This is a genomic window from Streptomyces tardus, from assembly GCF_018101125.2.
GTDB classification, from domain to species: domain Bacteria; phylum Actinomycetota; class Actinomycetes; order Streptomycetales; family Streptomycetaceae; genus Streptomyces; species Streptomyces tardus.
On record NZ_JAELVF020000001.1, the window covers coordinates 2,795,543 to 2,814,815 of the forward strand.

Consider the following 19,273-nt stretch of genomic DNA (forward strand, 5'->3'; position numbering starts at 1 on the left):
ACGGGATGCACGGGACGTACCGGCCGGTGGCCTGCGTTCAGTCGTGGCGCGGGCGCCAGCGCCCCGACTCCCGCACCGCCGCCAGCGCGGCGAGGCTCGCGACGACGACCGCCAGCACACTCAGCACCGCCAGAGCGGCGGTCAACATCTGCGGCGGCAGCTCACCGTTACGGGGCGGAGTGACGTAGGGCAGGGTGATCCAGACCGCGCTCACCGTGCCCAGCACCGCGGCGGCGCACAGCGGCAGGGCGAGCGTCCACGCGGCGACCGACGCGTACACCCGGCGACTGCCGCTCACCACGGACACGGGCGCGAGCGAGCGGGCGAACCGCATGACTTCGGCGAGACAGTTCAGCGCGGAAGCCAGCGCCACGAGCGCCACCCCGACCACACCGAGCAGCGTCACCCAGCGGAGCTGCGCGGACAGGAGAGCAGTGCCGCCGATCCAGCTCTGTCCGACTGCCTGCACCAGGGTGCTGGAGCCCATCGCTTCGAGCGCGTCGCGTTTCAGGTCGCCCAGGGGCAGCGCCGCCCCCTTCGGGGAGTACACGACGAGCGTGTTGCCGTCCCGTGGGGTGAGCGGACGGTGGGCCACGCCCACCTCTGTGACCGAGTCGGGCAGCAGGGCCCGCAGGGCGGGTGTGGCGTCGGAGAGGGGAACGCTCCGCGCGTTTCGCGAAGCAGGGCAGTCCAGACCGAGGCCTCGCAGTGCGTCGCAACTGCCGTGGACCTTGACGGCCTGCTTCACCTCGACAAGCTCACCGTTCGGCCCTTCTCTCACCTCGCCCGCCCCGTTGGCGAGACCGAGAGTCGAATCCAGGACCGCGACTTCCGAGTCCCGGGGCAGCCCACTCAGCCAGGTCCCGGCCCCGCGCTCGGCGCCGCGCGGCACCTCGACCGTGACGACGCTGTGGCCGAACCGCTCGCGCACCTCCAGCGCCCCACGGACAGACTCGCTGTGCATGCTCGGGTAGACCTGGACCACGCTCAGCAGGCCCACCGCGATGACCACCCCCGCGACCAGGCGGGAGAGGAAGCCTGGGTGCTTCCCGGTCCATCGGCCCGCAAGGAGCGCACCGGCGTACCCCTTCCGGTGGCCGAGCGCCGCGACACCGCGCCCGGCAGCCGCCAGCAGCACGGCGATGGCCGCGGGCAGCGTCGCCAGGGCTCCGACGGTGCCCAGGAGGGACAGCAGGACGACCGATGTACTGGCGCCGTGGGTGGCGAGGGCGGTGGGCGTCCAGCTCAGAATGCCCAGAAAGACCGGACACAGGAGTGCGCCCGTCCGAACGAGGCGTCCCCGGCTCTGAGCTCGCGGCCTGGTGGACCGGCCCGGCCCCGACCTCTGGTGCATGAGCACCACCAGGGCCCCGAGGAGCAGGGGCGCGGCAAACAGCGCACCGGTCAACTGCCAGGCCCAGGCGCGCAGATCGGCAGCGGCAAGCACGTAGCCGACGCCCGGAACCGTGAGATCGGTCGCGAGCGCCGCGAGGAGGAGGGGCGCGGCGAGCGCGGTGCCCGCGAGCAGAGCGGGGGCGGCCTCACCGATGCTGAGCAGCGCGAGCTGGCGCCGTGAGCCGCCCAGCGACGCCACCAGCGCGGTCCGCCGGTCGCGCCCCGCCGCTCCCAGCCGCGTCGCCACCACCGCGAACATGGCGGCAGGCAGCCCGAGCATTCCGGTCAGGAGGATCAGGAAAGTGGAGAGCGGGCGTATGAGCGCGAGGTCGCCGAACCCGCCGACACCGAACGCGCCTGTGCTTTCTGTCCCGAAGTGCGTCGCCAGGATGGAGTTGTCGGCTTCGAGGCGCTCACTGCTGTGCCGGGCGTAGGCGTAGCGCTCGCCCGGACTCGCCAGTCCTTCGGGTGCGATGGTGCCGATGACGTCTCCGTACCGGTCTCCGACTCCGTCCGTGACGAGGGCGGGGGACAGGACTGCCTCACCGGGCTGCGGCCAGGATTCGACACCGGGTGGGAGCGGTGCGTCGGAGTCCACCGGATCCACGTAGAAGACCTCGACCTGGCGGTCGTGGACGTCGTCCATGAACAACTGCATCCGCAGTGGTGCGTCCTGGCGGGTCTGTCCCTCGTCCAGCCGCACCACGGGTGTACGAGCCGCGCCGCGTTCCGAACGCTGCTCGTAGGTGGCCCACGCCGCCACCACCGACAACAGCGTCACGGCAGTGGCGAACGTGGCGACGACCAAGGCCGTCAAGCGGATGCGCCCGTCGGCCGAGGCGCGGCCGGCGGACCGTCCCATGCGCAGCAGTTGGCTGTTCAGCGACCTGTCGGAACTCACCGGCCACGGCCTTCGGCGAGGGTCGGCCGGCTCTCCGCCGCGGACCCCTGGGAGAGGAGCTTTCCTTCGTGGAGCGTGAAGCAGCCATGGGCGCGGGCCGCCACGGAGGTGTCATGTGTGACGACCAGTACGGCGCACCCCCACTGTTCCGGCAGTGAGAACAGAAGATCCGCCACGGCCTCGCGGTTCTGTGCGTCCAGCGAACCCGTGGGTTCGTCGGCCAGCAGCAGTTGTGGCTGGTTGACCAGGGCGCGTGCCACGGCGGCTCGCTGCCGCTCGCCCCCGGACAGCTCCGCCGTCGGCGTTCCCCCCACGGGCACGCCGAGGTCCGTGAGCAGCCGGCGCGCCCGGCCGAACGCCTCGTCCCTCTTGACACCGGCCAGAAGCGCGGCGAGCGCGACGTTCTCGACCGGCGTCAACTCCGGCAGCAACTCGCCGAACTGGAACACCATGCCCACGGTGCTTCGCCGGTGCCTGGCCAGGCTCCTCGGCGTCAGCGTGGTCAAGTCCCGGCCTGCGACGACCACTTCACCCTCGTCGCAGCGGATCAGGCCGAGTACGCAGTTGAGCAGAGTGCTCTTGCCCGATCCGCTGGGACCTGTGACGGCCAGGGACCGACCGGCGGGAAGAAGGAGGTTTACCCCGTCGAGCAGTGTCCTGCCTGCCACGGAATAGCGCAGATCGCGGACTTCCAGTACGGGGTTCACTTGCCTCACCAGGGTTCTCTCGGCCTTCGTTCAGGCCCGACGCGACGGGTACCTCGGAACGCTTCTGTCGGTGGCGGCCGGGCTCAGTGCTGCCGCAGCGGCCCGACCCCACGCGCGGTCAGTACTTCATCGCCACGTACACCGAGCAGTCATCGGGCTGCGCCATCTGGGACTCGCAGATCTTCGCCTTGAGTACCGAGCTTCCCGTGCCCGAGTAGCTTTCGGTGCCGCCCCCTGCCTTGTTCCACAGGCTCCTCTGGGTCGAGGGGCTCGCTTTGCGGTAGTAGCGCGCGTAGACCGGGTTGTGGTCCGAAACGTCGTCCCACGCGCCTACCTTGGCTTTGCTCGTGGAGTTGCTGTACACCCGTGCCTGGCCGGTGCCCTTGAGCGTCGCGGTCTGATACGCGAACGCGGGGGCAGCGCCTATGAGCGTGATGATCCCGAGCGCTGCCGCTGCGACCGCAAGTCTTCGCCTGTTCATGCAGAGTCCTCTCGCGTGGTGGTAGATGTTTCTACGCGTGTCACATGAACTTAACTGTGTGCGGTCGCACGCACACTCGAAGTGCGATTTGTGACGGTCTTCCTCAACTGGGCAGCTGCTGAAGGGAGTTGGCCGGACGGCTTTCGCCCTGCGAGTCTTCCTTTCCGGAAGTTGACACCCTGTGCGGGTGTTCTGCCTGCTCGCTGCGACGAGCCTCAAGCCCGGCCGCCGTCATGAACGGCGCGAAGGTGCTGAGGAGTTGAGGGTGGCAGGCGACCTCTTCGCCGGGCTCCTCCGGCTGCGCGGCCCGTGCAGCCTCGCCGCTCCACTTCGCGGCCGGGACCTGCGGTGGGGCTCAGTCCAGGCACTCGCGTTGCTGCTCGATCGGCTCGACCAGCTTGCCGATTTCGATCAACACCGAATCCAGTGCGGGGACTTCGTCGGCGATGGTTGCCTGCACTCCGGGCTCCCGGCCGAAGGTGAGCAGCACCTTGCGGCCGTCGCCGCTCTCGCGCTCCCGCCACAGCCAGTCGACGCCGTCGACCGTCGCACAGGAGTCGGCCGAGGGGATCGGCCGCTTCATTCCGCAGCGCAGCACGACGCTGCCGTCGCCCCAGGAGGCGGCGCCGGCCGCGTCCGTGGCATCGCGTTCCATGCCGTCCAGCCGGTCCGGGTAGCCCTTCTCGATCCGTGCGCATGCGGGGTCGTCGGCCAGCGGGGCGGGCTCCACATCGACGCCGGAACCACCGTCCGCGGTCACCGCCCGCACGGTGAGCGCGCCGGCCACGACCAGCGCGGCCAGCGCCACCGCGACAAGGACGCGCGTACGGCGGGAGAGCTTGGATATGCGGGCGATCAAGGAAGTACCTCGGGAGTCTCGACAGGCCGGGACAAACGGTACGCGGGTGTGGGAGCGGCGCGTCGGGCGGGGACGTCGACGCGGTACCGGCCGCCTGTGCGCCGGTCGGTCGGTCGGTCCGCAGCCCCTGCCGACCGGTCTGTCCACTGCCCCCCTCTGCCCGCTCTGTCCGCTCTGTCCGTCTGGTCGGCGGCCCGTACGCGCGTCGGTGCGGGCTGTCGGTGCGGGTGTGGCGCCGCTCGTGCGGGGCGTTCGTGGTGGGTCTCGTGCGGCGTACCTCAGCGGGCGGGGCGGCGCCCGCGGCCTGCGAGCAGTCCCAGCGGTACGGCCGCGAGCTGGGTGGCGGCGAGGCACAGCAGCAGCGTGCCGGGGGAGACGCTGCCCGCCGCGACACCGACCAGCGCAGCCCCGGCCGCGGCGGCGGAGATCTTGAGCCCGGCGGCGGTGGTGAAGACCTGGGCGCGCAACCGGGCCGGGGAGTGGTCGGCGCGGATGCGCAGCGTGGCGCCGAGCAGCGGGCCCTCGGCCGTACCGGCCGCTGCGAAGAGCGCGACGCACAGCACCCAGTGCGAGGTGAACGAGGCGGCGGCGAGCGCCAGTCCGAGGCCCAGCAGACTCCAGGAGGCCAGTGCGGGTGCGGGCGCCCGCGGCCACCAGCGTGCGCAGGCAAGTGAGCCGAACAGCGCGCCGATCGCGAACGCCGTCACCAGCAGACCGCCCGCACCGGGCGAACCCCGCCCCTCCGCCAGCAGTACGGCGGTGGTGCCGAGCCCGCCGAGTCCGACGAAGGCCAGTGTGGTGCTCGTGGTGATCGCGCGCAGCTGGGGAATCCGCCGGACGGCCAGCAGCCCGGCGACCAGATCCGCGCGGAAGGGCGGAAGTTGCCGCCCGACCTCGCCGTCCGGCCCGTGTTCGCTGCCCGGCCGCGCCTCGCCGTACCGCGCCTCGCCGTCCGGTCCGCGTCCGCCGGCCGCCTCGCGTTTGCCGGTCGTCGTGTGGCCGCCGGTCGGCTGTGCGGTCGGGTGCGGGACGGGCGGGGGTCGTCGGGCGGGCAGGCGCAGGGCGAGCAGGGCCGCCAGCGCCGCAGAGCCGGCGAGGGCGAGCAGCGCGTACGCGGGGGAGGTCGCGACCGCGATCACGGTGGCCGCTGCCGGTCCGCCGACGGAGGCCGCGTTGTACGAGGCGGCGTCCAAGCCGTAGGCCCTGCCGAGGCGTTCGGGCGGGACGAGTTCGGCCGGCAGGCTGGACAGTCCGCCCGAGACCACCGGTCCGCACGCGCCGCCGAGTGCGGCCACCGCGAGCGTCAGCGGTGCCGGGGCCTGTCCGAGGCAGGCCGCGAGCACCGCGATGGCCGCGGCGAAGCCGCCGAGCGCGGCAACGTACCAGCGTCGTACCCGTCGGGCGCGTGCGAGCAGGGCGCCCGCGAGCGGGGCGGCCACGACGTGCGGCGCCATCCAGGCGGTGAGGACGAACGCGCCCTCGGCCGCCCCGCCGGTGCGGTGCAGCGCCAGCAGCACCACCGCGACGGCGACGCCCTCGTCCGCCGACCGGGCGAGCAGCGCGGTGGCCAGACAGTCGCGCAGCCCACCCGCCCGCTCTCCGCGCACCGCCACGCCTCCCCGTACGTACGTCTCGCCGGGCTCCGTTCAGCCGCCGGCTTCGCTCGTCGTGTCCGCTCGTCCGGTGGGGGCTGCTCCCACGGGCCGAGCTGCGGTGCCCGTGCTGCCCACGGTCCGAGCTGCCCACGGCCCGTACGCAGCGTAATGGCTTAGCATGACAAGACGTTACACCCGACCCGACCCGACCCGACCCGTCGTGAGCCCCCGGCCCTCGCGGAACAGGCGGGGCGCAGCCGGAAGGAGAAGCACCGTGCCGCAGCAGCCGGACCGACCGGCCGACGACGGACCGCGGGGGTTCCGTCCCGCCGAGCGGCTGGTCGAGGCCGCCAACGCCGTACGCCGCTCGCCGCTGCTCCCGCGTGCGGAGCTGGCCGCGCTGCTGGTGCGGCACGGCGAACGCTCCGCCGACGTCTCCGCCGACGCCTTCAGCGACGCCGACGCCGACGAACTTCGGGACGCCGCCCGCACGTTGGCCGACGTACTCGCCGAGCGCGACGCCGACCGCGTCGCCGACGCGCTCAACGAACTGCTCCTGCGCCACGGCGCCCCGCCCCGGCTCTCCCGCCACGACGGCCACTCCTGGCATCTGCACGTCGACCGGGGCGAGGAGGCCGGCTGGGGCGAGTGGTTCCTGGCCTCCGGCGCGCTGGCGCTGGCCCAGCTGCTCACCGAGCGCGGACGCGTTGCCTGGGGGGAGTGCGCCGCGGCCGGCTGCCGCACGCTCTTCCTCGACACCGGGCCGGGCAGCGCGCGCCGTTACTGCTCGACCGGCTGTGCCACCCGGACCCGGGTCGCCGCGCACCGCCGTCGACAGCGGTGAGGCGCGGCACGCGGCGGCGGGGGTGGTGCGCCGCCGGCCGTGGCGGTGAGGAGAATGGGGAGATGACTCGCGCTTCGCTGGACAAGCAGCCGCACGAGGTCGCGTCGATGTTCGACGATGTCGCGGCCCGGTACGACCTGACGAACGACGTGCTCTCCCTCGGCCAGGCCCGGCTCTGGCGCCGAGCCGTCGCCCGCGCCGTGAACGCCCGCCCGGGCGAGCGGGTGCTGGACCTGGCGGCCGGTACGGGCACCTCCGCGCTGCCCTACGCGGAGGACGGCGCGTACACCGTGGCCTGCGACTTCTCGCTCGGGATGCTGCGGGAGGGGCGCCACAGGAATCCGCAGCTGCCCTTCGTCGCCGGCGACGGCACCCGACTCCCCTTCGCCGACGGCACGTTCGACGCGGTCACCAACTCCTTCGGGCTGCGAAACTTCCAGGACGTCGACCTCGCCCTCGCGGAGCTGCTGCGGGTCACGAAGCCGGGCGGGCGGGTGGTGATCTGCGAGTTCAGCCAGCCGGTCTGGAAGCCGTTCCGCACCGTGTACACCGAGTACCTGATGCGCGCGCTGCCGCCGCTGGCACGCACGGTGTGCAGCAACCCGGACGCCTACGTCTACCTCGCCGAGTCCGTGCGCAGCTGGCCCGACCAGCCCGCGCTGGCCGGGCGGTTGCAGCACGCGGGCTGGCAGCGGGTCGCCTGGCGCAACCTCTCCGGCGGCATCGTCGCGCTGCACCGCGGCCACCGGGCCGACTGACCGGGGCCCGCGCATCGCCGTACCCGGGCCGCCGTACCCGCATCGCCGTACCCGCATCGCCGTACCCGGGCCGGCGGACCACCCGGGCCGGCGCCCCACTCGTCCACCGGCGCGCGGGGGACCCATAGACTTCAGATGTCCAGCGCCTCTATCTCGCGGGAGTCCTCGTGGCGGAGCCCCTCACGAAACCAGCCTCTGAGCAGCACGCCGATGTGATCGTTGTCGGGGCCGGGCCTGGCGGGTCCGCCACGGCGTACCACCTCGCGCGTTCGGGACTCGACGTCCTGCTGCTGGAGAAGACCGCCTTCCCCCGGGAGAAGGTCTGCGGCGACGGGCTCACCCCGCGCGCGACCAAGCAGCTGGTGTCCATGGGCATCGACATCTCCGAGGAAGCCGGCTGGCTGCGCAACAAGGGGCTGCGCATCATCGGCGGCGGTCACCGACTCCAGCTCGACTGGCCCGAGTTGGCCGCGTATCCGAACTACGGACTGGTCCGCAAGCGCGACGACTTCGACGAGCAGCTCGCCCGCCAGGCGCAGAAGGCCGGCGCCCGGATGTACGAGCGCTGCAACGTCCAGGAGCCGATCCTGGACCGTACGGGCCGCATCACCGGTGTGCACGCCAAGCTCGGCGAGGAGCGCACTCCGACCACCTTCCACGCCCCGCTGGTCGTCGCGGCCGACGGCAACTCCACGCGACTGTCGCTGAAGATGGGCCTGCACCGGCGCGAGGACCGCCCGATGGGCGTCGCGGTGCGCACCTACTTCACCTCGCCCCGCCACGACGACGACTACCTGGAGTCGTGGCTGGAGCTGTGGGACAAGCGCGGCAGCGAGAACAAGCTGCTGCCCGGTTACGGCTGGGTCTTCGGCATGGGCGACGGCACCTCCAACGTGGGCCTGGGCATCCTCAACAGCTCCAAGGCGTACAAGGAGTTGGACTGGCGCGAGGTGCTCAAGGCGTGGTGCGCCTCGATGCCCGAGGAGTGGGGCTTCACCCCGGAGAACATGACCATGCCGATCCGCGGCGCCGCGCTGCCGATGGCGTTCAACCGGCAGCCGCACTACACCCGCGGCCTGCTTTTGGTCGGCGACGCGGGCGGGCTGGTCAACCCCTTCAACGGCGAGGGCATCGCCTACGCCATGGAGTCCGGCCAGATCGCGGCCGAGGTCATCGTCCAGGCACAGTCGCGGCAGACCCCGGCCCAGCGCGAACTGGCCATGCAGCGCTACCCGAAGGTCCTCAAGGACACCTACGGCGGCTACTACACGATGGGCCGCGTCTTCGTGAAGCTCATCGGCAACCCGAAGATCATGAAGCTGGCGACCGAGCGCGGTCTGACCCATCCGATGCTGATGCGCTTCACGCTGAAGATGCTGGCCAACCTCACCGACCCCAGCGGCGGCGACGCGATGGACCGCGTCATCAACGGGCTGACGAAGCTGGCCCCCAAGGCCTGACGGGCTCGTCCCGCCCGTCCCGCCCGTCCCGCCCTCGCGGCGTCGTCCGTGCCCGCACGGACGACGCCGTTCGGCGTTCCGTGCTGCGGCGTTCCGTGCGGCCCGTACGCGGCACGGGGCGGCGTACGGGCGGCGTTTACGGGCGCGGGGCAGGCGACAGGCCCCCGCCGGTCTCCCGGCGAGGGCCTGAGGCGTACCCGAAGGCGTGGCCGCGCGATCGAGTACATCCGGTAACGCAACGCTCGGCACGAGTGTCCCGCAACCAATTCCGCCCGGCGCGGTGTTGCCCGATGCGGTGCTGCCCCGACGCGGTGTTGCCGGGCGGGTGCTGCCGGGCGCGGTGCCGTCCGGCACGGGCTCCGATCAGAGGAAGCGCACGGCGCCCGAGGGGGTGCCGCCCCAGTTGAGCGGGTGCATGGCGACACCGGAGCTGGGGTTCTGGGCGCCGACGTACTGGCCGTCGCCCACGTAGATGGCCACATGGGTGGCGCTGCCCTTGCCGCCCCAGTAGAGGACGTCGCCGGGCTGGAGGTTGCCGAGGCCGACCTCGGTGCCGGCCGACGACTGGGCCTGCGAGGTGCGCGGCAGGCTGACGCCCGCCTGCTTGAGGGCGGCGGTGGTGAGTCCGGAGCAGTCGTAGGCGTTGGGGCCGGTGGAGCCCATCACGTACGCCTTGCCGACCTGCGCGCGGGCGAAGTTGGCGACCGCAGCGGCGGTTCCGCTCGCCGGGGTGGACGGGGCGGCCTCCGAGGAGCCGCCTCCCTGGCCGTCCGGGGCGGTGCGCTCGGCGCTGCGGGCGGCCCGCAGTTCGGTCTCGCGCTCGGCGGCTGCCTCAGCGGCTGCCTTCCTGGCGGCTTCCTTCTTCGCCTCCTCGGCCTTCTTGGCCTTGGCGGCGGTCTTCTGCGCGGCCTGCTGGGCGTCCGCCTTGGCAGCGTCCAGCTCGTACTGCACCGCGATGCTCTGCGTCGCGTAGACCGCCTGGTTGGTGCCGGTGGAGACCTGGGAGCCGAGCGTGGGCAGTTCGGCGGTGTCGGCGTGGTCGCCGCTCTCGGCTGCGACGGGGGCGGATGCGCCGGTCACCGCGAGGGTCGTGAAGACGCCACCGGCAACACCCGCGGTGAGGAGCGAGTTCCGGGAGGAAACACGGGGCTTCCGGTGGCGGCGTATGTGAGCGTTCGAGGACATGGGGTCCTGGCTACCAGGGGGAGAACGTTCCGCTCAAGCAAGGTGGTTTGCGCCACAACGGGCGTGCCGCCGTCCGATATGGGGTGTTTGAGTATCCGTCACGTCGTCAGCTTTACCTGATCAATGTCCAACTACGGTGCCGTGACCACGCAGTTGCCCGATATGTCGGCTCGCGCGACACGCCTAGCATGTCTCGGCCCGATAACGCCAGCACGACAGTCACTGTCGACGCCGGGGTGTGCTGCAGGTCACATCTCGGGCGGCATCGAGTGCTGCGCAAATCTCCCACTGAGTCAAAAAGGCCCCACTCGGGGGCACTTCAGGCGCGAACTGTGGGGCGTTTTACCCCCTTTCGCTCCCGCCTCGCTCGGCTCGGCGAAGCCCCGCCGGAGCTTCCGGGGGCGGCTCTGTGAGGGGATCCCTGCGGTGAACTGCCCGCGCCACGAACGGAGTTGAACGACGGGCCCGGCGTTCCGTGGCCGGCTCGCAGTCGGCGCTGTCTGAGGGGTGCGTGCGGAGTGGGGCAACCGGTCGATGTGTGCCGCGAGTCCGTGGCTCTCCTCCTCTCCTTCTCGCTTCTTCTCGACGCAAACGTCCGGAGGGAGAGGGGCAAAGGGGAGGGAGGAGAGGGAGTCGAACCGGGGGTGGGTGCGACACCGCGAACGAGTCGTTCCGACCCGCGCCGACGGGGTGGGTCGGGCGCCTCGTCTGCTCGTGAATGTGCGGGCATTCACGAACGGTGACGCCTTGTGACATTGCGCCCGCTTCCCCGCGTCCGGGCCGATGCGTCGCGACTGCGGGTGAACGCGGTCGACGGCTCTTCGCGAGGCCGCCGCGGAGGCTCCCGCCGAGGTGAAGGAAGGCTTACCTAACACGCCTTCTCTCACATTGCAAAGTTGCATGTATTGACCAAGCCAAGGTAGGTGATTCGGGCTCTGAGCTGCAAAGACAAACGAACTCCTCACCCGTCGTGAGTAATTGGGTGCTTTGCGTATGAAGATCGTTACGCGCGAGTAAAGTTGAAGTGAAGCCGGGTGGCAGAGATCACAAACTGAGTCCTGCACCCCGTGTCGCAGGTCACAAGGTCCGGGGCATAGGATGCGAGGCGCATTGGGCTTGTGAACTGCCTCACATACGCGCGACCTTGGCGTATCGCCACCCCGGCGAGAAGCGGTGAGCGGGCCCGCATACCCACTAGTCAGCGGCGACTGGAAGGAGCGAGGAGCGGTGAACGCGTACGTCCCCATCCTCGTGCTCGGAGCTCTGGGTGCGGCCTTCGCGGTGTTCTCCGTGGTGGCGGCCTCGGTGATCGGGCCCAAGCGCTACAACCGCGCCAAGCTCGACGCTTACGAGTGCGGTATCGAGCCCACCCCCATGCCGGAGAGCGGCGGGCGCTTCCCGGTGAAGTACTACATCACCGCGATGCTGTTCATCGTCTTCGACGTGGAGATCGTCTTCCTCTACCCCTGGGCCGTCCACTTCGACGCCCTCGGGATGTTCGGCCTCGTGCAGATGCTGATCTTCGTCGGCCTCATCGGTGTCGCCTACGCCTACGACTGGCGGCGAGGAGGTCTGGAGTGGGACTGACCCGAGCGCGCCACCCCCGCGCCCCGCGCGCGACGACACGCACAGCACCCAGGACCTGAGAGCAGAGGCGATTTCAGATGGGACTTGAGGAGAAGCTGCCCAGTGGCTTTCTGCTCACCACGGTGGAGCAGGCCGCGGGTTGGGTGCGCAAGTCATCGGTCTTTCCGGCGACCTTCGGCCTCGCCTGCTGCGCCATCGAGATGATGACCACGGGCGCGGGCAGGTACGACCTGGCCCGCTTCGGCATGGAGGTCTTCCGCGGTTCGCCCCGGCAGGCGGACCTGATGATCGTGGCCGGCCGCGTCAGTCAGAAGATGGCGCCCGTGCTGCGGCAGGTCTACGACCAGATGCCGAACCCCAAGTGGGTCATCTCCATGGGCGTTTGCGCTTCCTCGGGCGGCATGTTCAACAACTACGCCATCGTCCAGGGCGTCGACCACGTCGTACCGGTCGACATCTACCTGCCCGGCTGCCCGCCGCGCCCCGAGATGCTGCTCGACGCCATCCTCAAGCTGCACCAGAAGATGCAGGAGGAGAAGCTCGGCGTGAACCGCGAGCAGGCGGCCCGCGAGGCGGAGGAAGCGGCCCTGAAGGCCCTGCCGACGATCGAGATGAAGGGGCTGCTGCGATGAGCGCGGACAAGTCGCCCGAGAAGAAGGGCTCTTCGCCCGGCGCGTCCGCCGGTGACGCTCAGGAGCCCGAGGGCCCCGAGAGCACGGTGCCCGCACAGCGCGAGGACCTCGGCGACGTCATCGCCGTGCGCCGGGGCATGTTCGGCGCGCGCAACGGCACCGACACCTCCGGCTACGGCGGGCTGGTGCGCACCGTGCGCCTGCCCGGCGGCAGCAGCCGCCCGTACGGCTCGTACTTCGACGAGGTCGCCGACGAGCTGGAGGGCGCCCTGGAAGAGCAGGACGTCGAGCCGGAGAGCGTGATCGAGAAGACGGTCGTCGACCGCGACGAACTGACCTTCCACATCGCCCGCGAGCACCTGGTGCGCGTCTGCCAGACGCTGCGCGACGACCCCGCCCTGCGCTTCGAGTACTGCACGGGCGTCAGCGCGGTGCACTTCCCCGGCGACACGGGCCGCGAGCTGCGGGCCGTCTACCACCTGCGGTCGCTGACCCACAACCGGATCATCCGGCTGGAGGTCAGCGCCCCGGACGCCGATCCGCACATCCCCTCGGTCGTCTCGGTCTACCCGACCAACGACTGGCACGAGCGGGAGGCCTACGACTTCTTCGGTCTGATCTTCGACGGCCACCCGGCCCTCACCCGGATCATGATGCCCGACGACTGGCAGGGCTTCCCGCAGCGCAAGGACTACCCGCTGGGTGGCATTCCGGTCGAGTACAAGGGCGCCCAGATCCCGGCGCCCGATCAGCGGAGGTCGTACAGCTGATGAGCAGCACCTCACAGGAAAAGCACACTTCGGAGCGGGAGATCCACGCCTCCGAGGCGACCGCGCGCGAGACGACCGAAGGCACCGTCTACACCGTCAGCGGTGGGGACTGGGGCGAGGTCGCCGCCGCCGTGGCCAAGAGCGACGACGAGAAGATCATCGTCAACATGGGTCCCCAGCACCCCTCCACCCACGGAGTGCTGCGGCTGATCCTGGAGATCGACGGTGAGACGGTCACCGAGGCCCGCTGCGGCATCGGCTACCTGCACACCGGTATCGAGAAGAACCTCGAGTACCGCACGTGGACGCAGGGCACCACGTTCGTGACGCGGATGGACTACCTCACGCCGTTCTTCAACGAGACGGCGTACTGCCTGGGCGTGGAGAAGCTCCTCGGCATCGAGGACCAGATCTCCGACCGCACCGACGTCATCCGGGTGCTCCTGATGGAGCTCAACCGCCTCTCCTCCCACCTGGTGTGCATCGCCACCGGTGGCATGGAGCTCGGCGCCACCACCGTGATGATCTACGGCTTCCGCGACCGCGAACTCGTGCTGGACCTCTTCGAGTTGATCACCGGCCTGCGGATGAACCACGCGTTCATCCGGCCCGGCGGACTCGCCCAGGACCTGCCGCCCGGCACCATCGACGCGCTCCGCGAGTTCCTCAAGAAGATCAAGAAGAACCTGCCGGAGTACGACAAGCTCTGCACCGGCAACCCCGTCTTCAAGGCGCGGCTCCAGGACATCGGCTACCTCGACCTCGCCGGCGCGATGGCACTCGGCGCCACCGGCCCGATCCTGCGCTCCGCGGGCCTGCCGCACGACCTGCGCAAGGCGCAGCCGTACTGCGGGTACGAGACGTACGACTTCGAGGTTCCGACCACCGACACCTGCGACTCCTACGGCCGCTTCCTGCTGCGCCTGGAGGAGATGAACCAGTCGCTGCGGATCATCGAGCAGTGCATCGAGCGCCTGGCGGAGCCCGGCCCGGTGATGGTCGAGGACAAGAAGATCGCCTGGCCCGCGCAGCTCGCGCTCGGCCCGGACGGCCTGGGCAACTCCCTCGACCACATCAAGAACATCATGGGCACCTCGATGGAAGCCCTGATCCACCACTTCAAGCTGGTGACCGAGGGCTTCCGGGTACCGCCGGGACAGGCGTACACGGCGGTCGAGTCGCCCAAGGGCGAACTCGGCGTGCACATGGTCTCCGACGGCGGCACCCGTCCCTACCGGGTCCACTTCCGCGACCCCTCCTTCACCAACCTGGAATCCATGGCGGCCATGTGCGAGGGCGGCCAGGTCGCCGACGTCATCGTGGCCGTCGCGTCCATCGACCCCGTGATGGGAGGTGTCGACCGATGACGGACGTCAGCCTCGGCATGCCGCAGCTGCCCGCCCCCGACTTCCCGGCCGAGGTGCGCGAGCGCCTCGCCGCGGACGCCGCCGAGATCGTCGGCCGCTACCCCGACAGCCGTTCCGCGCTGCTGCCGCTGCTGCACCTGGTGCAGTCGGAGGAGGGCCATGTGACCCGCACCGGTGTGCGGTTCTGCGCGGAGACGCTGGAACTCACCACCGCCGAGGTCACCGCAGTCGCCACCTTCTACTCGATGTACCGGCGCAAGGCCGGCGGCGACTACCAGGTCGGTGTCTGCACCAACACGCTCTGCGCGGTGCTCGGCGGCGACGCCATCTTCGAGGAGCTCCAGCAGCACCTGGAGATCGGCAACGGCGAGACCACCGACGACCGGAAGGTCACGCTGGAGCACATCGAGTGCAACGCGGCGTGCGATTTCGCCCCGGTGCTGATGGTCAACTGGGAGTTCTTCGACAACCAGACCGTCGAGTCCGCCAAGCAGCTCGTCGACGACCTGCGCGCCGGACGCGAGGTGCGACCCACCCGCGGCGCCCCGCTCTGCGACTTCAAGAAGACCTCCCGCATCCTGGCCGGCTTCCCCGACGAGCGCCCCGGCGCCGTCGAGGCCACCGGCGGTGCCGGCCCCGCCTCACTGGCCGGTCTGCGACTGGCCAAGGGCGAGGTCAGCGCACCCAAGGTGGTCAGCCCGCGCGCGGAGTCCGTGCCCGAGGTCGACCTGCCGGCCGACGACCAGCCGCCGGCGAGCCACCCGAGCTCGCACGACGCTCCGCAGGAGACCTCCGAGTCGGACCCCGCGGGCCCCGGCACCACCGGCAACTCCACCGAGGGGGACCGATGACGGCCACCGAATCACCGGAGAAGCTGCTCTCTCCCGTCCTCTCCTCCTTCTGGGACGCGCCCGACTCCTGGACGCTGGAGACCTACCGGCGCCACGAGGGGTACGAGGGCCTGGCCAAGGCGCTCGCCATGGACCCCGACGCGCTGATCGCCTACGTCAAGGACGCGGGTCTGCGGGGCCGTGGCGGTGCCGGCTTCCCGACCGGCATGAAGTGGCAGTTCATCCCGCAGGGCGACAACAAGCCGCACTACCTCGTCGTCAACGCCGACGAGTCCGAGCCCGGCACCTGCAAGGACATCCCGCTCCTCTTCGCCAACCCGCACTCGCTGATCGAAGGCATGATCATCGCGTGCCACGCGATCCGCTCCTCGCACGCCTTCATCTACCTCCGCGGTGAAGTCGTCCCCGTGCTGCGGCGGTTGCACGAGGCGGTGCGCGAGGCGTACGAGGCCGGCTACCTCGGCCCGGACGCGCTCGGCAGCGGCAAGCCGCTGGACATCACCGTGCACGCCGGCGCCGGCGCGTACATCTGCGGTGAGGAGACGGCGCTGCTGGACTCCCTGGAGGGCCGCCGCGGCCAGCCCAGGCTCCGCCCGCCCTTCCCGGCGGTCGCGGGCCTCTACGCCTGCCCGACGGTGGTCAACAACGTCGAGTCCATCGCCTCCGTTCCGGCCCTGATCAACAAGGGCAAGGACTGGTTCCGCTCGATGGGCACCGAGAAGTCCCCGGGCTTCACGCTCTACTCGCTGTCCGGGCACGTCACCACGCCCGGCCAGTACGAGGCCCCGCTCGGCATCACGCTGCGCCAACTGCTCGACATGAGCGGCGGGATGAGGTCCGGACACCGGCTGAAGTTCTGGACGCCGGGCGGCTCCTCCACCCCGATGCTCACCGAGGAGCACCTCGACGTGCCGCTCGACTACGAGGGCGTCGGCGGCGTCGGCTCGATGCTCGGCACCAAGGCGCTCCAGTGCTTCGACGAGACGACCTGCGTCGTGCGGGCCGTCACCCGCTGGACGGAGTTCTACGCGCACGAGTCCTGCGGCAAGTGCACGCCCTGCCGCGAAGGCACGTACTGGCTCGTCCAGTTGCTCCGCGACATCGAGGCCGGCAAGGCCGAGATGGCCGACATCGACAAGATCGACGACATCGCGGACAACATCAACGGCAAGTCGTTCTGCGCGCTGGGAGACGGTGCCGCGAGCCCGATCTTCTCCTCGCTGAAGTACTTCCGCGAGGAGTACGAGCAGCACATCACCGGCCGCGGCTGCCCCTTCGACCCGGCCAAGTCGACCGTCTGGGCCGACAACGGCTCCGACAACGCTCACCTGGAGGTGAACGCGTGACTGTGACGACCAGCGCCAAAGCCTCCGGCGGCGAAGGCGACGCGGCACCGCCCGAGGACCTGGTCACGCTGACCATCGACGGCGTGGAGGTGAGCGTTCCCAAGGGCACGCTCGTCATCCGGGCCGCCGAGCTCATCGGCGTCGAGATCCCGCGCTTCTGCGACCACCCGCTGCTCGACCCGGCCGGCGCCTGCCGCCAGTGCATCGTCGAGGTGGAGGGCCAGCGCAAGCCGATGGCCTCCTGCACCATCACCTGCACCGAGGGCATGGTGGTGCGCAGCCAGCTCACCTCGCCCGTCGCCGACAAGGCCCAGCGCGGGGTGATGGAGCTGCTGCTCATCAACCACCCGCTGGACTGCCCGGTCTGCGACAAGGGCGGCGAGTGCCCCCTCCAGAACCAGGCCATGTCGCACGGCGACGCGGACAGCCGCTTCGAGGGCAAGAAGCGCACCTTCGAGAAGCCGGTGCCGATCAGCAAGCAGGTGCTGCTGGACCGCGAGCGCTGCGTGCTGTGCGCACGCTGCACCCGCTTCTCCAACCAGATCGCCGGCGACCCGATGATCGAACTCCTGGAGCGCGGCGCGCTCCAGCAGGTGGGCATCGGCGAGGGCGACCCCTTCCAGTCGTACTTCTCCGGCAACACCATCCAGATCTGCCCGGTCGGCGCGCTCACCTCGGCGGCGTACCGCTTCCGTTCGCGCCCCTTCGACCTGGTCTCCTCGCCGTCGGTGTGCGAGCAGTGCTCGGGCGGCTGCGCCACCCGCACCGACCACCGCAGGGGCAAGACCATGCGGCGGCTGGCGGCGGACGACCCCGAGGTCAACGAGGAGTGGATCTGCGACAAGGGCCGCTTCGGCTTCCGCTACGCGCAGCGCCCCGACCGCATCTCCACCCCGCTCGTCCGCAACCCGGACAACGGCGAGCTGGAGCAGGCCAGTTGGCCCGAGGCGCTGGAGGCCGCCGCCCGCGGCCTGGCCGGCGCCAGGGGTCGCACCGGTGTGCTGCCCGGCGGCCGGCTGACGTACGAGGACGCCTACGCGTACGCCAAGTTCGCCCGGGTCGCGCTCGGCACCAATGACATCGACTTCCGAGCCCGTCGGCACAGCGCCGAGGAGGCCGGGTTCCTCGCCTCGCACATCGCGGGACGCGGCCTGGACCTCGACGGCACCGGCATCGACCACCGCGCGCTGGAGAAGGCCCCGGCCGTGCTCCTCGTCGGCTTCGAGGCCGAGGAGGAGGAGCCGGGGGTCTTCCTGCGGCTGCGCAAGGCGCACCGCGTGCACGGCCAGCGCACCTTCTCCCTCGCCACCCATGCCACCCGGGGTCTGACCAAGGCGGGCGGCACGCTGCTGCCGGCCGCGCCCGGCACCGAGCCCGAGTGGCTGGCCGCCCTCGCCGAGGGCAGTGGGCTCGACGGGCCCGGGGCGCGCGCCGCCGAAGCCCTGCGCGAGCAGGGGGCGTTGCTGATCGTCGGCGAGCGGCTGGCGGCCGTGCCCGGCGGTCTGACCGCCGCGGTGCGCACCGCGCAGGCCACCGGCGCCACTCTGGTGTGGATTCCGCGCCGGGCTGGCGACCGGGCCGCGATCGAGGCGGGCGCACTGCCCGGGCTGCTGCCCGGCGGTCGTCCCGACACCGATCCGCGGGCCCGCGAGGAGACCGCCGCCGCCTGGGGCGTGGGCGAACTCCCGAGCACGCCCGGCCGGGACCTGGACCAGATCGTCGAGGCCGCCGCCACCGGGGAGCTCGGTGCGCTGGTCGTCGGCGGCGTCGAGGTGATCGACCTGCCGAACCCGGTCAGGGCGCGCGAGGCGCTGGAGGCCGTCGGTTTCGTGGTCAGCCTGGAGCAGCGGCCGAGCGAGGTCACCGACCGCGCCGACGTCGTGCTCCCGGTCTCCGCGGTGATGGAGAAGTCCGGCACCTTCCTCAACTGGGAGGGCCGCGCAAGGCCGTTCGAGGCGGCGATCAAGCCGGACCAGATGACGCGCCGCTTCGTCTTCCCCGACGCCCGCGCGCTCAACATGCTGGCCGATGCGCTGGACGTACACCTCGGCCTGCCCGACGTGCGTACGATCCGCGCCGAGTCCGACCGCCTCGGCGGCTGGACCGGCGGCCACGCCGACGGGCCCGACACCGCGGCGGTCGCACTGCCCGCCGCGGGCGTCGGCGAGGCTCTGCTCGCCGGGCACCGGATGCTGCTCGACCGTGGCCGCCTCCAGGACGGCGACGAGGCGCTCGCCGGCACCCGGCACGCAGCGGTCGCCCGTCTCTCGCCGGCCACCGCCCGGGAGATCGGCGTCGCCGACGGCGAACTCCTGGAGGTGACCGGACCGTCGGGCACCACCGGCTTCCCGCTGGCGATCACCGAGATGCCCGACCGGGTCGTCTGGCTCCCGCTCAACTCCGCGGGCCGCGGCGTCACCGCCGACACCGGCGCCCGGACCGGAGAGCTGGTCCGGATCGCCCCGGCCGAACCGGCGGACGAGAGCGCACCGGCCATCCGTGACAACGCGCCGGAGGTGCACGAGTGAGCCCCGT

16 protein-coding genes are annotated in these 19,273 nt (G+C 71.2%); 10 read left to right on the plus strand and 6 right to left on the minus strand.

All coding sequences use genetic code 11. From position 1 onward, the window contains the following. Positions 1-37 precede the first annotated feature (37 nt). The 5 genes from JGS22_RS11975 to JGS22_RS11995 all read right to left on the minus strand — a co-directional run bounded on the left by JGS22_RS11975 (position 38) and on the right by JGS22_RS11995 (position 5,950). Entirely contained in the window at positions 38-2,296 is a 2,259-nt protein-coding gene (locus JGS22_RS11975; RefSeq protein ID WP_211040506.1) for a hypothetical protein, read from the minus strand. Next, entirely contained in the window at positions 2,293-3,012 is a 720-nt protein-coding gene (locus JGS22_RS11980; RefSeq protein ID WP_308405626.1) for an ABC transporter ATP-binding protein, read from the minus strand. Before JGS22_RS11980 ends, JGS22_RS11975 begins: the two co-directional genes overlap by 4 nt. A 109-nt stretch (positions 3,013-3,121) precedes the next feature. Further along, entirely contained in the window at positions 3,122-3,484 is a 363-nt protein-coding gene (locus tag JGS22_RS11985) for a hypothetical protein (protein WP_211040505.1), read from the minus strand. 355 nt (positions 3,485-3,839) lie between these two features. Continuing rightward, positions 3,840-4,343 carry a DUF3515 family protein gene (locus JGS22_RS11990; RefSeq protein ID WP_236073127.1) on the minus strand — a complete coding sequence of 168 codons (504 nt, stop codon included), beginning with the start codon at positions 4,341-4,343 and terminating at the stop codon, positions 3,840-3,842. A gap of 278 nt (positions 4,344-4,621) precedes the next feature. Next, the gene (locus tag JGS22_RS11995; RefSeq protein WP_308405627.1) at positions 4,622-5,950 is read right to left on the minus strand and encodes an MFS transporter; all 1,329 of its coding nucleotides are present in this window, start codon (positions 5,948-5,950) and stop codon (positions 4,622-4,624) included. A gap of 262 nt (positions 5,951-6,212) precedes the next feature. Between JGS22_RS11995 and JGS22_RS12000 the strand changes: the two genes are divergently transcribed. The 3 genes from JGS22_RS12000 to JGS22_RS12010 all read left to right on the plus strand — a co-directional run bounded on the left by JGS22_RS12000 (position 6,213) and on the right by JGS22_RS12010 (position 9,000). After that, positions 6,213-6,782 (plus strand): CGNR zinc finger domain-containing protein, encoded by a 570-nt coding sequence (locus JGS22_RS12000; RefSeq protein ID WP_308405628.1) that lies wholly within the window; start codon positions 6,213-6,215, stop codon positions 6,780-6,782. 62 nt (positions 6,783-6,844) lie between these two features. Next, a complete protein-coding gene (locus JGS22_RS12005; protein ID WP_211040503.1) occupies positions 6,845-7,540 on the plus strand; it encodes a demethylmenaquinone methyltransferase in 696 nt (231 codons plus the stop codon). A 167-nt stretch (positions 7,541-7,707) separates the two neighbouring features. Continuing rightward, entirely contained in the window at positions 7,708-9,000 is a 1,293-nt protein-coding gene (locus JGS22_RS12010; RefSeq protein ID WP_211040502.1) for a geranylgeranyl reductase family protein, read from the plus strand. Positions 9,001-9,363: 363 nt separating this feature from the next. Here the strand turns inward: JGS22_RS12010 and JGS22_RS12015 are convergent, their stop codons facing one another. Continuing rightward, a complete protein-coding gene (locus JGS22_RS12015; protein ID WP_211040501.1) occupies positions 9,364-10,185 on the minus strand; it encodes a C40 family peptidase in 822 nt (273 codons plus the stop codon). 1,227 nt (positions 10,186-11,412) lie between these two features. Here JGS22_RS12015 and JGS22_RS12020 point away from each other — a divergent pair. From JGS22_RS12020 to JGS22_RS12050, 7 genes are all read left to right on the plus strand, one after another. Continuing rightward, the gene (locus JGS22_RS12020; RefSeq protein ID WP_211040500.1) at positions 11,413-11,772 is read left to right on the plus strand and encodes an NADH-quinone oxidoreductase subunit A; all 360 of its coding nucleotides are present in this window, start codon (positions 11,413-11,415) and stop codon (positions 11,770-11,772) included. A gap of 77 nt (positions 11,773-11,849) precedes the next feature. Next, the gene (locus JGS22_RS12025) at positions 11,850-12,404 is read left to right on the plus strand and encodes a NuoB/complex I 20 kDa subunit family protein (protein ID WP_211040499.1); all 555 of its coding nucleotides are present in this window, start codon (positions 11,850-11,852) and stop codon (positions 12,402-12,404) included. Then, on the plus strand, positions 12,401-13,174 hold the full coding sequence (locus JGS22_RS12030) for an NADH-quinone oxidoreductase subunit C (protein ID WP_211040498.1): 774 nt from the start codon (positions 12,401-12,403) through the stop codon (positions 13,172-13,174). Before JGS22_RS12025 ends, JGS22_RS12030 begins: the two co-directional genes overlap by 4 nt. Further along, positions 13,174-14,541, plus strand: coding sequence for an NADH-quinone oxidoreductase subunit D (locus JGS22_RS12035; RefSeq protein ID WP_211040497.1), 1,368 nt, complete (start codon positions 13,174-13,176; stop codon positions 14,539-14,541). The genes JGS22_RS12030 and JGS22_RS12035 overlap by 1 nt, the downstream gene beginning before the upstream one ends. Continuing rightward, entirely contained in the window at positions 14,538-15,392 is an 855-nt protein-coding gene (nuoE, locus tag JGS22_RS12040) for an NADH-quinone oxidoreductase subunit NuoE (RefSeq protein ID WP_211040496.1), read from the plus strand. The genes JGS22_RS12035 and nuoE overlap by 4 nt, the downstream gene beginning before the upstream one ends. Continuing rightward, on the plus strand, positions 15,389-16,738 hold the full coding sequence (gene nuoF / locus JGS22_RS12045; protein WP_211040495.1) for an NADH-quinone oxidoreductase subunit NuoF: 1,350 nt from the start codon (positions 15,389-15,391) through the stop codon (positions 16,736-16,738). The genes nuoE and nuoF overlap by 4 nt, the downstream gene beginning before the upstream one ends. Next, positions 16,735-19,266 carry an NADH-quinone oxidoreductase subunit G gene (locus JGS22_RS12050; protein ID WP_211040494.1) on the plus strand — a complete coding sequence of 844 codons (2,532 nt, stop codon included), beginning with the start codon at positions 16,735-16,737 and terminating at the stop codon, positions 19,264-19,266. The genes nuoF and JGS22_RS12050 overlap by 4 nt, the downstream gene beginning before the upstream one ends. Positions 19,267-19,273: the final 7 nt, after the last annotated feature.

What these genes read in the sequence shown, in the direction of transcription:
- nuoE (WP_211040496.1), top strand. Translation starts at nt 14,538, where the DNA reads ATGACGGACGTCAGCCTCGGCATGCCGCAGCTGCCCGCCCCCGACTTC.
- JGS22_RS12025 (WP_211040499.1), top strand. Translation starts at nt 11,850, where the DNA reads ATGGGACTTGAGGAGAAGCTGCCCAGTGGCTTTCTGCTCACCACGGTG.
- JGS22_RS12030 (WP_211040498.1), top strand. Translation starts at nt 12,401, where the DNA reads ATGAGCGCGGACAAGTCGCCCGAGAAGAAGGGCTCTTCGCCCGGCGCG.
- nuoF (WP_211040495.1), top strand. Translation starts at nt 15,389, where the DNA reads ATGACGGCCACCGAATCACCGGAGAAGCTGCTCTCTCCCGTCCTCTCC.
- JGS22_RS12035 (WP_211040497.1), top strand. Translation starts at nt 13,174, where the DNA reads ATGAGCAGCACCTCACAGGAAAAGCACACTTCGGAGCGGGAGATCCAC.
- JGS22_RS11985 (WP_211040505.1), bottom strand. Translation starts at nt 3,484, where the DNA reads ATGAACAGGCGAAGACTTGCGGTCGCAGCGGCAGCGCTCGGGATCATC.
- JGS22_RS12015 (WP_211040501.1), bottom strand. Translation starts at nt 10,185, where the DNA reads ATGTCCTCGAACGCTCACATACGCCGCCACCGGAAGCCCCGTGTTTCC.
- JGS22_RS12005 (WP_211040503.1), top strand. Translation starts at nt 6,845, where the DNA reads ATGACTCGCGCTTCGCTGGACAAGCAGCCGCACGAGGTCGCGTCGATG.